We start from the raw sequence: 14,297 nt of genomic DNA, 5'->3' as shown, positions 1-14,297 counted from the left end.
CTTTGGGACATTGATGTCCCATTCTGAAGCAATGAACTCCTATTCAGTCGTCGCCGAAGGGCTCGTCAAGCGCTTCGGCGGCGCCCACGCACTCCACGGGTTCGACCTCGCCGTGCGGGAAGGGACGGTCTGCGGGCTGCTCGGCCCCAACGGCGCGGGCAAGACCACCGCCGTGCGCATCCTGGCCACGCTGCTGCGAGCCGACGGCGGCAGGGCGACCGTCGCCGGCCTCGACGTGGCCGCCCAGGCGGCGAAGGTCCGCCAGGTCATCGGCCTGGCCTCGCAGGAGCCCGCCGTCGACGAGATCCTCACCGGCAGGGAAAACCTGGTGATGTGGGGCAGGCTCTACCACCTGGACGCCAAACGGGCCGCGCGCAGGGCCGACGAATTGCTGGAACAGTTCGGGCTCACCGAGGCCGCGGGCAAGCGGATCAAGCACTACTCCGGCGGGATGCGCCGCCGCCTCGACCTGGCCGCCACCTTCATCCAGGCACCCCGCGTGCTCTTCCTCGACGAGCCGACGACGGGTCTCGACCCCCGCAACCGCAACGAGGTGTGGCAGGCCGTCCGCACCCTGGTCACGAACGGCAGCACGGTGCTGCTGACCACCCAGTACCTGGACGAGGCCGACCAGCTCGCCGACCAGATCGCGGTGCTGCGTGAGGGCAGGGTGATCGCCGACGACACTCCCGAGCGGCTGAAGTCCTCGATCGGCGGCGACCGGCTCGATCTGGTGCTGCGCGACCAGCGGGACCTTCGGGAGGCGGGCGACGTCCTCGCCGCGTTCGGCCCGCCGGTGGCCGACCCCGACGCCCGCAGGCTGACCGCGCCGGTTACCGACCGTATGCACGCCCTCGGGCAGGTCATGCGCGAACTGGAGGCCAAGGGGATCGAGGTCGAGGACGTGGCCCTGCGCCGTCCGACGCTCGACGAGGTGTTCCTGAAGGTGACGGCATGACCCACGTGCTCTCCGACGGCTGGGTGATCGCCAGGGCGCACCTGCTGCACTGGGTGCGCAACCCCGCCGCCATCCTGTCGGGACTGCTGTACCCGATCGTGATGGTGCTGCTGTTCGGCTACGTCTTCGGCAGCGCGATGGCCGTCGCGGGCGCGGGCGAGAACTACCGGGAGTACCTGATGCCCGGCATGTTCGGCCAGACGATGGCCGTCGGCATCACGACCACGCTGATCGTCGTCACCACGGCGGCCTCCAGGGGCGTCACCGACAGGTACCGCTCGATGCCGGTCTCGCAGACGGGGGTGGTGCTCGGCAGGGCCATCTCCGACATGGTCAGCTCGACGCTGGAGCTGACGATCCTCGTCGCCTGTGGCATGGCAGTGGGCTGGAGCTGGAACAACGGCCCCCTGAACGCGCTGGCCGCGATGGGCCTGCTGCTGCTCCTGCGCTTCTCGCTCATCTGGGTGGGCATCTTCGCCGGGCTGAAGCTCACCCCCGAGGCGGCGAGCGCCTCGTGGATGATCATGCTTCCGCTCACCATGGTCGCCAACACGTTCGTCTCTCCCGCGCAGATGCCGGGCTGGATGGGCGCGCTCGCCGAGTGGAACCCGCTGTCGGCCACGGTCGCCGCCTGCCGCCAGTTGTTCGGCAATCCGGGCTTCGCGGGCGAGTCGTGGGCGGCGCAGCACGCCGTGCTGCTGGCCGTCGCCTGGCCCGCGGCGATCACGCTGGTGTTCCTGCCGCTGTCGGCCCGCGCCTACCGGCGGCTGAGCCGCTGACCGTGGAAAAGCGGCGTCGCCCTGCCCCGGCGGGAAGGGGTGCCGTGCCCCTGCGGGAAGGGGTGCCGTGCCCCTGCGGGAAGGGGTGCCGTGCCCCTGCGGGAAGAGCTGCCGTGCCGTACGGGAAGGAGTCCCTGTACGGCACGGACCGCCGGATGCAGGCGGCCTCCTGCCGCCGGTGGCGGGTGAAGGCCCGGTTGACCGGCCGCAGCGGGACGCCGATGCCGAGCAGGACGCCCGCCGTGACGTACACGCCGCCCGGTCGGCGGGCCGGCCGGGCGGCCGCCATGACGGCCCGGTGCTCCCGATGCTCCGGTGCCGTTGAGCGGAGTCCGAGATCAGCACCTTCACGAAAAGGGCTGCAGCCATGACGATCAGAGGTTGAGACAGACTCATCCGGAGAAGGAGGCGTGATGTCGCATCTCTGGCGTGGCTGGTGCTTACTCCGCCCTGGCGTCCTGCTGTACGGCGGAACCATCGGTACGACCCAGCTGCACGCACACCATGCGGTCCACCTGATCGTCTCCGCAGAGCCCTTCACCATGGCCGACGCTCATGGCCGGAGGCTGACCACCCGGGCCGCGGTCATTCCCCCCGACACCGGCCACGCCGTACTCGCGGGAGCTCGCGGGGCCCTGCTGGCTCAACTCGACCCCGGCAGCTCGCCAGGCCGTTCCCTTCTCGCCCATTCGGGTGCGGGGGCCGACGCCTCGACCTGGAGTCCACCCTTCCCCCACCTCGCGCACGCCGGCCCGAGCCCGAGACACCGCCAGGTGGCGGCACCACTCACGTTCACGGAACCCTCGAACGGCCATGAACACTCCTTCGAGGCCGCGGCTGCCCTGAAGATCGTCGAGGACTGGACGGGCCACCGTGGTGCCGAAGTGATCCCGATCCACCCGGCGGTGGAGATGGCGATAGCCGTGATCCCCACCCTCCTGATCGGGGGGCCGGTGCGTCTGGACGTGGTTGCGGCCGCGGTGCACCTGTCTCCGAGCCGGTTGGCGCATCTGTTCAGCGCACATGTAGGGATTCCACTGCGGCCCTATGTGCGCTGGCAGCGCATTCAGCACGCGATCAGGCTGGTGGCCGCAGGAGAGACGTTGACGATGGCCGCCCACAGCGCCGGATTCACCGACGGGTCACATTTCACCCGGGTCTTCAGACGCAACTTCGGGACCGCGCCCTCCACGCTGGCCGCCGCCATCGACTGGCTGCCCTGAATCGACACGTTTGTACAAGCCCTGACCGCATCGGCGCCGCATCATTGGGAGGTACGAATGTCCCCCGAACCGCAGCCAGGGCAGGTATCCGAACCCTCCGGGACAGGGCGTAGCTCGTGATGAGTGGTGGGCGGCGGGCGGGGGCAGCCGTCCATGCGCTTTCGCGACTTTCTTTGCCTGGCAGTCGGTAGGGGATTCGGCGTGACGTGTGGCACGTCCCACATTTCGAGGAAAGGGTCGCGATGCTCAATCTGTCGATCATTCTGGAAGACAGCGCCCGTAATACTCCAGACCGCACCGCCCTGGTCTTCGGCGACCTGCGCCTGCCGTACTCCATGGTGGACTCCGTCGCGAACCAGGTGGCCAACCTCCTGGTGGCCCGGGGGATCGGCAAGGGCGACAAGGTCGCGCTGCTCTGCCCGAACCTGCCCTACTTCCCCTTCGTCTACTTCGGCATCCTCAAGGCCGGGGCGACCGTCGTCCCGCTCAACGTGCTGCTGCAGCCGCGCGAGATCACCTACCACCTGACCGACAGCGACACCAAGGCGCTCTTCTGCTTCGAGGGCTCCCCTGAGCTGCCCATGGGCGCGCGCGGTCGGGAGGCCTTCGACGCCGCCGAGGGCTGCGAGCTCTTCTTCGTCCTGCCCGCCACGCCGCTGGCCACCGAGTCGGAGTACGGTGAGTCGTTCTGGGCGGCGCTGGACGGCATGTCCGGGGAGTTCGAGACAGTACAGACCGAGCCGGACGACACCGCAGCCATCCTCTACACCTCCGGCACCACCGGCCGGCCCAAGGGCGCCGTGCTGACCCACATGAACATGCTGACCAACACCATCGTCAGCGACGAGATGTTCCCCGCCGATCCCCGCGGCGACGTCTCACTCGCGGTGCTGCCGCTCTTCCACTCCTTCGGCCAGACCGCGGTCATGAACGTGAGCGTGCGCCGCCGCGCCACCCTCGTGCTCCAGCCACGCTTCGAGTCCGGCGAGACGCTGAAGCTCATGCGCGAGGAGAAGGTGACCATGTTCGCCGGGGTGCCGACGATGTTCTGGGCGCTGCTGTCGAAGATCCACGCCGACGGGGACGAGGCGCCCTCGACGCTGCGGGTGGCGGTGGCGGGTGGGGCCGCCTGCCCGGTCGAGGTGCTCAAGGACTTCGAGGGCACCTTCGGCATCCCGATCCTGGAGGGCTACGGGCTGTCGGAGACCTCCCCGGTGGCCAGCTTCAACCAGCTCGGCAGGCCCACCAAGCCCGGCACCATCGGCTTCCCCGTCTGGGGCGTGCAGATGCGGCTGGTGGACGACGGCTGGAACACCATTGAGGGTGAGGGTTCCGGCGAGATCGCCATCCGCGGGCACAACGTCATGAAGGGCTACTACGGGCGGCCCGAGGCCACCGAGGAGGTCATGCGGGACGGCTGGTTCCGCACCGGTGACATCGCCACCTGCGACGAGGACGGCTACTACACCATCATCGACCGCACGAAGGACATGATCATCCGGGGCGGCTTCAACGTCTACCCGCGCGAGCTGGAGGAGGTGCTGATGACGCACCCGGCGGTCTCGCTGGTGGCGGTGGTCGGCGTGCCCCACGACTCGCACGGCGAGGAGATCAAGGCCTACGTCATCCCTGCGCCCGGCGCGACGGCGAGCGAGAGCGAGCTCATCGCCTGGTGCAAGGCGAACATGGCGGCCTACAAGTACCCGCGGATCGTCGAGTTCCGCGAGAACCTGCCGATGACGGCGACCGGCAAGATCCTCAAACGCGAGCTGCGCTAGGTGTACTCAACCTCTGCGGTCGGTACACCTGGTTGCAGATGAGGCCGGAGGACGCCGAACCGATACATCCCCCGACTGCCTTGGGGGCGGAATGATGCGCGGTGCTTCGGCGAGCTGTCGCAGGTCGTCCAGGGCATGACGGTGTTCAGGCCGCTTCGGCGGGCGCCGGGTAGGTCGCGCGGGCCCGTTTCCGGACCTCGTCCACCACCGGTGAGCTGGTGAATGCCACCGACACCGCGCGCAGCCAGGCCGTCTCCGCATCGATGCTGGGTACCGAGGAGGTGCGCGCGGCGGGCGGTTGCGGCCAACTGCGCCCGGACTTCTGGGCCACCAGCGCGGCGGCCAGCCCGGCGGCCGCCACGGTCGGCTCGTCGTCGGCGGCGGCGTGCCGGCAGGCCGACTCGCGCACCCAGTCCGCCAGTTCGGGCGGCACATGCTGGCGCAGGGCCAGCAGTCCGTCCCGGATCTCGATCAGCTTGCGATACAGCGCGAACTCCGCGCCACAGCGGGCAGTCGGCGGCAACGCGATCCTGGGTAGCGCGGCCACCAACACCGACCACAGCGGCGTTACCGCGCGGACGTCACGCCGGGCCGTCAGCCACCGCAGCGGTCGCTCCACCATGCCCTGCCAGGTGGTCACCACCGCGCCCGCGACCCACAGCGCCATCGCTGTCAGCCCGATTATCCGGCCGACCGGCAGGAAGTCGTCACCGGACAGGCCGGTCACCGACAGCCAGAGCGTGGGAAGGCCGGAGTACAGGCCCCACACCACGGTCACCGCCGAGGCTGTCACGATCACCTGCAGTCCGGTGCGGAAGCTGCCGCGCGGGCACTGCCGGGCATGCCGGGTGAGCACTCGCATGAACGTCATGAGGCAGCCGACCGCGTATCCGACCAGCACCATCTGGTACCCGACGGCACTGAACCGCCAGCCGAAACCGGGAGCGTCGAACTGATCGACATGCAGCACCACGTCGACGAAGCACACCGTCATCAGCACCCAGCACAGCACCAGCGGCCACAACCGGGTGCGCGGTACGGGGGTCCGGGTGGCGCGGGCCAGCCGCATCAGGAAGTGCACAGCCAGTATCTGCAACGCGTTGCTCACCAGCCGGCACACCAGAGCCACCGTGGGCAGGTCATGGGCAAGCAGCAATCGCACGGTAGGTTCGGCCGAGACCGCCAGCGCTGCCGCCATGCTCAGGAAGAACCCCAGCAGGTATCGCATACCGGGGCTCAACGGGATGCGCCGCGCGGTGGCCAGCTTGCCCGCGCTGATCAGCACCAGCAGCCCGGCCGCGAAATAGCTGATCACCTCAGTCACCGGGACCGAACGCCGAGTGCAGGCGTTCCAGTTCGCTGCTCACCGGTTCGGCGGGCACGCCGCGGCGGGCCTTGTGCATGATCAGCGAAGCGACCATCTCCGCCTCCTGCTCCTGTTGTTCGGCGTAGGTCGTGCGGCCCAGCACCCGCCGTACGAGTTCGACCGGAAGGTTCGGCATGAGCACCGAGGAGACCGTCTCGTCCAGCCCGCTGGAGCCCACGTGGCCGCACAAGAGATGGCCCAGCTCGTGCAGCAGGATGTGCTCCTGGTGCAGGGGGCTGGTGTCGGAGGTGTAGAAGACGTAGTCGGTCCGGTCGGTCGCCGCGAGCACGCCGCACGGCGTGCTGGGTTGTGCCGCCAGCGGGATCAGCTCGATGGGCCGGCCTCTTCTGGCGGCAAGCCCGGCGACGAGCGTGGCGACGTCAAAGGGATCCGGTATATCCACAGTGGACACGATCTGTGCGCAGTGTCGCCAGAGCGCGTTTCGCGCGTACCGCAACCTCACTCCCTCGGCTTGCGACCGTGCGCCTCCCTGGCGCCGCCCTGTTGCGCCTCGCGGCGCTCGATGGCATCGATGATGTCAGCGACCGTGCCGAGGCCCTCCTCGGAGAGGTTGACCGCACGCAGTGCCACATCACGCACCGCGCTGTTGCGCAACGCACCGAGTAGCTCCAACTCCTTGGCGATCACCGCGCCCTGTTCGTCGTCGAAGAAGTACGCGGGTGGCACCTGAAAGAAGGCGGCGAGGGCTTCCAGGTGCCGCTTGGTCGGGTTGTCCCTGCGGCCGGTGCGAAGCTGCCAGAGGTAGGTCGCGGAGAAGGTCTCACCGGTGCTCTCCCGGCAGGCCTTGGCCACCTCCTCGTGGCTGTGCTGCTCGCCGTTGGGGCGACGGACCACCTGGAACAGGTGGTCGATCCGGTCGCTGAGCGTGCCGGCCACCGGTGCGCGGTCCTGCTCGTCGGTCATCTGCGCCTCTGGATGGTAGGCGACGATGTCAACTGATATGAATGATCACGAGAAGATCATTCATATCAGTTGACATCGCCATGGTGTGTGGCTAGCTTGTGTCTTGATCATATTAGCTGAGATGAATGAGGGAGGAGGCGGATGAAGAAGATGCTGGGTGCCGCCGTACTGGCCGCCGCCGCGATCGTGATCGTGGCGGGGCCGGCGTCGGCGGAAGCTCGTTCGTTCACCGCGACCGCTCAGGGCACGAGCCAGGCCAGCGCGGTGAACAGCGCGGTGTACCACGCCTACAGCAAGGCGGAATGGGCCGGATTCCTGCACTCGCAGTGCTACGTGAGCAACTCCAGCGCGAGGGCCGGAGACATTCCGGGCAGCTGGTTCGGCACCGCGACAGTCAACTGCCAGCGCTGAGCCCCGGTACGGGAACCAAAGAACAGAAGGAGTCTTCAGGAATGCGTTCAATCGTTGCTCGCGGCGTCGTCGCCGCCATGGTCACCGGCCTCGCCGTCCTCGCTCCGGCCGCGGCGTTCGCCGCTCCGGCCGCGACGGGACAGGCGAGCGTGCTCGAGGAGCGGGGGTTCAACGGCATGGCCCTCGAGAACAGCCCCAAAGAGGCCAAGCGCGAGGCGGAGAACGACGCCCGCCGCCAAGCGCTGATCTCGGGCTTCAGCAACGAGCAGTGCGTGCTGCTGTTCGCCGACTCGTCCCGGCTCGGGCCGGGCTACTACTGGGGAAGTGCCTCCATCCGGTGTACCCGCTGATGCCGGCGGTCACGGGCGCGCCCGTGCCGCGCCGTTGACCGCCGTCAACCGCCCGGAGATGGCCCCCCAGCCCACCTCCGGGGGACTGCCCTGCCTGCTCACGATGGGCTGACGGTACGGATCACGAACCCCCAAGACCGACGGTGAGGTTGAGTACCCCGTACAGCGCGTGCTCGGGAGGCGGAGAACAAGGGACCGGTCCGTTGTTCTCCGCCCTCCGTAGCCCCGCAGCCGGCGTGCAATATTGCGACGGCGCCCGGCCCGCGCCGGAGCTCCTGCACGACTGGTACGAGAAGATCACGTTGATCTGGGCCGACGGCCGGTCCGGGCCAGTCCGTCGGGCGCGGCCTTGACGGATGCTTCGTCCGGGCCCGCACCCGTCCGGGCTCATGACTGTCACGCCGGCTTTCTGAGCACCTCGGTGAGGGCCGAGATGCTGTGGTCGCCGTGGCCTGCCTGAGCCGCCCGCACCACCAGGTCATTGAGCGGGGCGAGCCAGGCCGTGTCGACGTTCGTCTCCTTGGTCAGGTCCGCGTCGTGGGCCGCTCCGGCGAGGAAGAGGTTCACGGAGGAGGCGGCGTCGGTGTAGTCGCCGCTGTCGATCTCGTTGGCGTAGATCGGCAGCAGGGACTTGATCATGTCCAGCCACTTGCCGGCGAACCGCACCATTGTGCTCACCTCCAGCCCGCGCGCCTGGACGGCGGCCGCGCCCTGGAAGAAGCCGACGAGGGCGGGCAGCAGCATGGCGCCCACGGCCATCTCGTACAGGGCGGCGAGATCGCTGTCGTCGCCGAGGTGGACGGTGTCGCCGCCCAGCACCTTCAGGGTGGCCTCGAACTCGTCGAAAACGGTCTTGTCGCCGCTGTAGTAGAGCAGGGTGTCCGGCGCTCCCACGGCCGAGGGCACGTTCTTGACCGCCCCGGCCAGGAACCGGGCGCCGTGGCCGATGGCCCAGGTGGCCGTCTGGCGGGCGCCGTCCGGGGAACCGCTGTTGAGGGTGACCAGGGCCCGTCCGTGAAGCGACGCGGCGGCCGGCCGCAGAGCCAGCCGGGTGTCGTCGAAGGTGGTCAGGCAGGTGATGATCAGGGGACTTGCCGCCACCGCGTCCTCAACGGCCTCCGCCTGGCGGGCTCCCATGGCGACGAGGGGCGCGGCTTTGGCGGGAGTCCTGTTCCAGACGGTGGTCGAGTGTCCGGCCTTGATGAATGCCTCGGCCAGCGCCGTGCCCATCGAGCCCAGACCGATGACGGTCACCGGTGTCGCGTTCTTGCCGGTCATATGCGTACTCCAGCCACAGAGATAGAGAGACGAGGAGGGGGGCGCGCCGCCGGAGGGACTGCGGTGATCCTGGCGCGGCGCCTGACCCATACTGGCCGGAGCGCACATATTCTCTCAAGTACCTACAATTTTGCCGGGTACTGATAAGAATGTAAGTATGAGCCGGTGAAGCAGACGAAGAAGCGTACGTTCACCTGCGGGTTAGACGCTGCCATCGCCGTCATGGGAGGCAAGTGGAAAGGGTTGATCCTCTTCGCGCTGCAGGATGGTGCCCTGCGTTTCGGGGAGTTGCGGCGCGCGGTCCCCGGCATCAGCGAGCGGGTGCTGATCCTGCAGCTCCGCGAGATGGAGACCAGCGGGCTGCTGCATCGCGAGATGTATCACCAGGTCCCGCCGAAGGTGGAGTACTCGCTCACCGAGTTCGGTCATTCGCTCAACAGCGCGATGGCACCGCTGGGCGAGTGGGGCGAGGAGCACTTCGAGCGCATCGAGGCCATCCCGTGGGACGAGGTCAGGTGAACCGGCGCGGATCATCGCGCCGTCGACGGGCACGGTGTGCCCACCGCCGCGATGACGCCCGCCCACACCGCGGCGTTCGACGAAGCGCTGTCGCGGCCGATGCCGGCCCGCTGGTTACCCGAGACGTCGGAGATCCGCACGCAGTCCCACGAGATCCACGGGCATCACGTCGTCGTGATCCACATCGCACCCAACCCGACAGGGTGCGCCTTCTTCCGCGCTGACGGACAAGAGGAGGAAACGCACAAGAGCAGGTTCTTCGGTCTATGCCCCTACCTCGGGATCTGGTTCAGACCTCAGGTATCGGCCCCAGATCTGGGCCTTGCGGTAAGGCCCGCACCCATCGCTGTCGCGCTGAGGCGCATCAAAGGTGACCCAGTACGTCAATTCTCCGGGGTGGGCGTGGGGATGCTGAACGGGCTCAGGCGCGCCCATGGCGTCGATCGTTCCCTGAAACTCGATCTTCCATGGCCCGTCCCAGGCCGGGTCGCGTAGCACCACGACCCGGCTTCCCGGGGCCAGCGCACCGGCCGGCCATGACTGGCTCAGGGGACGGCCGAGGATGCGCTCGACGGCTTCCCGCTCTCGTGCGCTCGCCGCGTCAGGGACGGGGGCGGGGCCGGGGATCATGTGCTCATCCTCCCGCACATCTTCCGCAGCCCCAGAGGTTGAAGAACACGCTCGGGAGGTGCCTTCAACCCCTCTGACGATCTTCGGCAGAGTCGGAGGCGGGCCGTAAGCTTCGGCGTTCCGAGGCGGACGAGTCCAGTTCGTCTGCTCGCCGGAGGTCCTTGGGACGGCCTATGGCGCGGCGCATCCGGATCAGGTCTTTTCGGGAGACGTAGTGAACTTCCAGGCCGCCCGGATCGACTGCGGTGATCGCGCGGTCGAGGAACTCCCGGACTCGAAGGTTGCCCCAGGGGAGTTCCGGGGTGCAGCAGTCGCCGCCGGCTCCGGCTGAGGTGAACTGCACCTTGGGGCGGAGAAAGGAATCCGGATGAGTTGCTACGGGGTTGCCCTTTTCGTCGGTGAGTCGGGCGTTGACTGAGGTGAAGGCGGCCGCCAGGGCTGGGGCGTGGGCCGGGACGCCGTCCCAGAGCAGATCCAGATCGCCGGTCAGTTCGGTGGATCCATGCATGATGCCGGCGACCTGCCCGATCACTACGGCACGGACGCCGCTGTGATGGAGGGCTTCGAGCAGAGGGAACGGGTCGAACCCGAGGGCGCCGTCCGTGCCGATCGTGCCGACGTCGTCGTCGGCGTCCTCGTGGCCCAGGCCGGTGGCCGCACGCTTCAGGGCCAGTTCACGGGTGCGTCGGGCGGCGGCGCGGAGTCGTTCCAGCGGTTCGTCGATCATCTGATTCATGCAACACCCGGTCGCACTCCTGGCGCACTCGAATTTCTTGAGATCAAGGAGGGGGACGCCCTTGAGGGCCCTCCGCTCGGGTCCGTGTGATGGGGCCCAAAGTAGGGAGTCGTCCCGGATCGCAGCAGGTGATCGGAGGTTCGTTCCGGGAGCCGGGGGGCAGCCGGGACGATCGGGGGTGGCTCCGACGCTCGCGGTCGTGACAACGCCGTACGGCGTGTTTTCTCAGGTCGCCATGCCCGATAAGTGCTTTATATCGCCCCGTCTAGAATCTCTCGGTCACTCACAGCTACATTACGCCTGGCCGTACGGCCCTGAGCGGAGGGTCGTGGCGGATGGTGCCGAGCTGGACGGCCCAGCCGATCCGGTTCCTCGCGGCGCGGCGCAGCCGGCCATCGCCGGCGCCGCGCGGTCTGATCCAGTGGGAAGTATCCGGCGAGCTGTCCCTCGTCCGGGTCCTCGGCGAAGTCGCCGAAGCGTTTGCGCTGTTCGTCGCTGAGAAAGTCGGTGGGCACCGCCCGCTCCTTGATCCGTCGGCGTGATTTGCGCGTGACGGTGCCGGGTGGTCTGACGGAGCGTGAGGTGATCACCGACCTCAGCCCAGAGTGATAGATGGGGCGGCCCGGATGGGAGGAGCGCGCGGGGTCTTCCGGGCCGTCCGGCGGAGCCGGCGCACCGCGCTCGCAGCGCGGTGATGTCACGGGCGGTCGCGGACCGGCCTACGTCGCGCAGAACTCGTTGCCTTCCGGGTCCTGCATGATCCACCAGTGCCCGGCAGGTCCCTTGTCGACCTCGCGGACGCGGGTTGCCCCCAGGGCTTCCAGCCGGGCCACCAGCTTGTCGAGGCCGCCGGGCTCGCTGTGGACGTCGAGGTGCAGGCGGTTCTTGCCCGCCTTGCCCTCGGGCACGTCCTGGAAAAGCAGCCGACGGCCGCGGCCGACGCCGCTGGTCTGATCGAACGGGTCCTCGGGGTGGCGGATCGCGGCGTAGCCGCGGAAGGTCTTGCGGCTGTGATGCTTGACGACCGCCTCCTCGCCGATGTGGCCGACGGCCAGCAGCTGCTCGATGAGAGCGCTGGGGTCTTCCACCTCGTACTCCAGGGCCGCAGCCCAGAAGTCCGCGAGAACGGACGCGTTCGTGCTGTCGATGACCAACTTCCAACTCAATGCCATGTAACCAGTTATATTGGTTACATGGACTCCATCGCAACCAAGGGGCTGACGCTGTACTCCCATACCGGTGTCGCCTACCGGTTCGACCCCGGCGCGCTGTGCCTGGAACTGCTGACCACCGGCGGCCCCGGCCCCTACCGCCGGTACGAGGTCTTGCACGAGCCGGCGGACCTGGCCGCCTGGGCGGACCGGTCGCGGCTGACGCCGACACCCGCGCTGGACATCTCCGAGGACGAGGTGGCCGACATGCGAAGGCTGCGCGACGCACTGTTCCGGGTGGTCATCGCCCACGTGCGTGGCGAGCCGCACCCGTCCGGTGACCTGGAGGCCGTCAACGAGGCGGCTGCCCGTCCGGCCCTGGCGCCCGCTATCACGCCGGCCGGGAAGCGGCAGTGGGCCGGAGCCCCCACCGGCACGCATCTGGTGGCCACCGTCGCCCGGGATGCCGTCGAGCTGCTGACCGGCCCCTTCGCTCACCGCATCCGCACCTGCGCCGCCGAGGACTGCCACCTCGTCTACGTCGACACTTCACGCCCCGGCCGCCGCCGCTGGTGCTCCATGGAGCACTGCGGCAACCGCCACAAGGTAAGGGCGCTGCGCGCCCGCCACTCCGAGGAAGGATGACCGCGAGGCCCACTGGACTCACCGAGGACGCCGGCCGGCAGATCGGCGTGTCCCGCACGCCGCCCCACCTCGCGCCCGTCGTCCGGGACTTCATCAGCAGGTCCGAAGGGCTCGCCCTCTGGCACGGCCCCGGGGCGGTCCTCACCCCGGAACGCGGCGCCCCTACCGGATGACCGCAGGAGTGACGGGCGAGGTGCGCGGATACCACCCGGCAGACCGCATCCGCGTCACCTGCGGCACCACCACGGTCCAGGTCACCCTCGCCCCCACCGCCGACGGGGCCCGGACGATGCTCCGCTTCCACCAAGAGCGCCTGGCGAGCGCGAAGAGCAGCGGGCGCGCTGGCAGCGCATCATGACCAGGTCGCCGCCGTTCTCGACCGGCAGTTCGGAAGCCGATCTCGTCGAGCGCCATCCGTGCCCGAAATGCAAGGCGGCCTCAGCCGTCGAGTCGCATCCGGTGGGCCGAGGCCGTCGAGCAGGTCGTGGTGGCCATCGCCGCCCTTCCCGGGCGAGGTGGCACAAGACCATAGGAATTCTCCCAAAAGGATGACAAGGCGTCGTATTCAGCGGATCCCGGTGAGTTTGTCGGGATTGGTGACCGAGTAGATGCCGGCGACCCGGTCGCCGCCGGGCGTGAGATCCACGACGACCACGGCGAGCGGGCTGTCCCCGGAGAAGACGAGCGCGCACGGGTCGCCGGCCATACGCTGGTAACGGATGTCCAGCCCGTCGGCGGGCAGCGTCGCGGCGACGGACATGAACAGCGCGGCGACCCGGTCGCGGCCGCGTACGGGACGCAGGCTGGTGGCGGGTCCCTTGCCTCCGCCGTCGGTCCACAATGTCACGTCCGGTGCCAGCACCTCGAGCAGGGCCTGCAGGTCACCGCCGAGGGCGGCCGCGGCGAACCGCTCGGTGACCTGGGCGTGGATGTCCGGCTCGGTCCGGTGGCGAGGGCGGCGCGCATGAACGTGGCGGCGCGCGCGGGCCGCGAGCTGGCGGACCGCCGCCGGCGAGCGGCCGAGGATGTCGGAGATCTCCGGATGGCCGAAGCCGAACACCTCGTGCAGCACGAACACCGCCCGTTCCAGCGGTGACAGGGTCTCCAGCACCACCAGCATCGCCATCGACAACGATTCGGCGCGCTCGGCGGCGACGGCGACGTCGTCCTCAGCGGTGATCAGCGGTTCCGGCAGCCACGGGCCGACGTAGGTCTCCTGCCGGCGGCTCATGTCCGCGCGGCGGGCGAGCGCCTGGTTCACCGCGATCCGCACCAGGTAGGCCCGGGCGTTCTCGACTGGTCCGGCGTCCGGCTTGCGCTGCCGGGCGGACCAGGCCAGCCATACCTCCTGCAGCGCGTCCTCGGTGTCGGCGACGCTGCCGAGCATGTTGTAGATCACCGAGAACAGCAGTTCGCGATAACCGAGGAACTGCTCGGTGACGGCGTCGCCGGTCGCGTGGGGTGGGGTCGATGTCATGGCATACCTCCTCATCTGTCGCGACCGAAGAGCCCCGTCATGTCGTGAGTGTGACATGGGCGGCTGAAATGT

19 protein-coding genes are annotated in these 14,297 nt (G+C 68.8%); 12 read left to right on the top strand and 7 right to left on the bottom strand.

The window, feature by feature from the left end; genetic code table 11:
• The first annotated feature begins 13 nt into the window (after positions 1 to 13).
• The 4 genes from SROS_RS24560 to SROS_RS24545 all read left to right on the top strand — a co-directional run bounded on the left by SROS_RS24560 (position 14) and on the right by SROS_RS24545 (position 4,738).
• Positions 14 to 958, top strand: coding sequence for a daunorubicin/doxorubicin resistance ABC transporter ATP-binding protein DrrA (locus SROS_RS24560; protein WP_012891608.1), 945 nt, complete (start codon positions 14 to 16; stop codon positions 956 to 958).
• Positions 955 to 1,737, top strand: a complete 783-nt coding sequence (locus tag SROS_RS24555; protein ID WP_012891607.1) for an ABC transporter permease — start codon at positions 955 to 957, stop codon at positions 1,735 to 1,737. Before SROS_RS24560 ends, SROS_RS24555 begins: the two co-directional genes overlap by 4 nt.
• Before the next feature lie 413 nt (positions 1,738 to 2,150).
• A complete protein-coding gene (locus SROS_RS24550; RefSeq protein WP_012891606.1) occupies positions 2,151 to 2,960 on the top strand; it encodes a helix-turn-helix transcriptional regulator in 810 nt (269 codons plus the stop codon).
• Between the two features lie 242 nt (positions 2,961 to 3,202).
• The gene (locus tag SROS_RS24545) at positions 3,203 to 4,738 is read left to right on the top strand and encodes a long-chain-fatty-acid--CoA ligase (RefSeq protein WP_012891605.1); all 1,536 of its coding nucleotides are present in this window, start codon (positions 3,203 to 3,205) and stop codon (positions 4,736 to 4,738) included.
• A gap of 145 nt (positions 4,739 to 4,883) precedes the next feature.
• Here SROS_RS24545 and SROS_RS24540 read toward each other — a convergent pair whose 3' ends face one another.
• From SROS_RS24540 to SROS_RS24530, 3 genes are read right to left on the bottom strand one after another with little or no spacing between them, the layout of a single operon-like run.
• On the bottom strand, positions 4,884 to 6,062 hold the full coding sequence (locus tag SROS_RS24540; RefSeq protein WP_218919690.1) for an MAB_1171c family putative transporter: 1,179 nt from the start codon (positions 6,060 to 6,062) through the stop codon (positions 4,884 to 4,886).
• Positions 6,055 to 6,507, bottom strand: a complete 453-nt coding sequence (locus SROS_RS24535; RefSeq protein ID WP_043652831.1) for a M78 family metallopeptidase domain-containing protein — start codon at positions 6,505 to 6,507, stop codon at positions 6,055 to 6,057. Before SROS_RS24535 ends, SROS_RS24540 begins: the two co-directional genes overlap by 8 nt.
• Positions 6,508 to 6,563: 56 nt before the next feature.
• Positions 6,564 to 7,028 (bottom strand): helix-turn-helix domain-containing protein, encoded by a 465-nt coding sequence (locus tag SROS_RS24530; protein WP_012891602.1) that lies wholly within the window; start codon positions 7,026 to 7,028, stop codon positions 6,564 to 6,566.
• Positions 7,029 to 7,169: 141 nt separating this feature from the next.
• Between SROS_RS24530 and SROS_RS24525 the strand changes: the two genes are divergently transcribed.
• Together SROS_RS24525 and SROS_RS24520 are read left to right on the top strand one after the other, a co-directional pair.
• Positions 7,170 to 7,439 (top strand): hypothetical protein, encoded by a 270-nt coding sequence (locus SROS_RS24525; protein ID WP_012891601.1) that lies wholly within the window; start codon positions 7,170 to 7,172, stop codon positions 7,437 to 7,439.
• A gap of 41 nt (positions 7,440 to 7,480) precedes the next feature.
• Complete coding sequence (locus SROS_RS24520) at positions 7,481 to 7,789, top strand: hypothetical protein (RefSeq protein WP_012891600.1); 309 nt, start codon at positions 7,481 to 7,483, stop codon at positions 7,787 to 7,789.
• 396 nt (positions 7,790 to 8,185) lie between these two features.
• Here the strand turns inward: SROS_RS24520 and SROS_RS24515 are convergent, their stop codons facing one another.
• On the bottom strand, positions 8,186 to 9,067 hold the full coding sequence (locus SROS_RS24515) for an NAD(P)-dependent oxidoreductase (protein WP_012891599.1): 882 nt from the start codon (positions 9,065 to 9,067) through the stop codon (positions 8,186 to 8,188).
• A gap of 165 nt (positions 9,068 to 9,232) precedes the next feature.
• Here SROS_RS24515 and SROS_RS24510 point away from each other — a divergent pair, with 165 nt between their 5' ends.
• Positions 9,233 to 9,586 (top strand): winged helix-turn-helix transcriptional regulator, encoded by a 354-nt coding sequence (locus SROS_RS24510; protein WP_012891598.1) that lies wholly within the window; start codon positions 9,233 to 9,235, stop codon positions 9,584 to 9,586.
• A gap of 51 nt (positions 9,587 to 9,637) precedes the next feature.
• Positions 9,638 to 10,081, top strand: a complete 444-nt coding sequence (locus SROS_RS51165; RefSeq protein ID WP_169369370.1) for a hypothetical protein — start codon at positions 9,638 to 9,640, stop codon at positions 10,079 to 10,081.
• A 199-nt stretch (positions 10,082 to 10,280) separates the two neighbouring features.
• On the opposite strand, the gene SROS_RS24500 is transcribed toward SROS_RS51165, so the two are convergent.
• On the bottom strand, positions 10,281 to 10,952 hold the full coding sequence (locus tag SROS_RS24500; protein ID WP_012891596.1) for a hypothetical protein: 672 nt from the start codon (positions 10,950 to 10,952) through the stop codon (positions 10,281 to 10,283).
• 335 nt (positions 10,953 to 11,287) lie between these two features.
• Here SROS_RS24500 and SROS_RS24495 point away from each other — a divergent pair, with 335 nt between their 5' ends.
• Complete coding sequence (locus tag SROS_RS24495) at positions 11,288 to 11,494, top strand: hypothetical protein (RefSeq protein ID WP_043652827.1); 207 nt, start codon at positions 11,288 to 11,290, stop codon at positions 11,492 to 11,494.
• Positions 11,495 to 11,671: 177 nt separating this feature from the next.
• On the opposite strand, the gene SROS_RS24490 is transcribed toward SROS_RS24495, so the two are convergent.
• Complete coding sequence (locus tag SROS_RS24490; protein WP_012891595.1) at positions 11,672 to 12,124, bottom strand: VOC family protein; 453 nt, start codon at positions 12,122 to 12,124, stop codon at positions 11,672 to 11,674.
• A 21-nt stretch (positions 12,125 to 12,145) separates the two neighbouring features.
• On the opposite strand from SROS_RS24490, the gene SROS_RS24485 reads away from it, so the two are divergent.
• The 3 genes from SROS_RS24485 to SROS_RS52325 are packed head-to-tail and all read left to right on the top strand — an operon-like array spanning position 12,146 to position 13,106.
• Positions 12,146 to 12,748, top strand: a complete 603-nt coding sequence (locus SROS_RS24485; protein WP_012891594.1) for a CGNR zinc finger domain-containing protein — start codon at positions 12,146 to 12,148, stop codon at positions 12,746 to 12,748.
• A complete protein-coding gene (locus SROS_RS52330; protein ID WP_012891593.1) occupies positions 12,745 to 12,921 on the top strand; it encodes a hypothetical protein in 177 nt (58 codons plus the stop codon). The genes SROS_RS24485 and SROS_RS52330 overlap by 4 nt, the downstream gene beginning before the upstream one ends.
• On the top strand, positions 12,918 to 13,106 hold the full coding sequence (locus tag SROS_RS52325) for a hypothetical protein (RefSeq protein ID WP_012891592.1): 189 nt from the start codon (positions 12,918 to 12,920) through the stop codon (positions 13,104 to 13,106). Before SROS_RS52330 ends, SROS_RS52325 begins: the two co-directional genes overlap by 4 nt.
• A 207-nt stretch (positions 13,107 to 13,313) precedes the next feature.
• Here SROS_RS52325 and sigJ read toward each other — a convergent pair whose 3' ends face one another.
• Entirely contained in the window at positions 13,314 to 14,225 is a 912-nt protein-coding gene (sigJ, locus tag SROS_RS24475) for an RNA polymerase sigma factor SigJ (protein WP_012891591.1), read from the bottom strand.
• Between the last annotated feature and the right edge of the window lie 72 nt (positions 14,226 to 14,297).

It is taken from the genome of Streptosporangium roseum DSM 43021, from assembly GCF_000024865.1.
GTDB lineage: Bacteria > Actinomycetota > Actinomycetes > Streptosporangiales > Streptosporangiaceae > Streptosporangium > Streptosporangium roseum.
The sequence above is the reverse complement of the archived record's forward strand: the minus strand, read 5'-3'. Positions and strand labels throughout refer to the sequence as shown.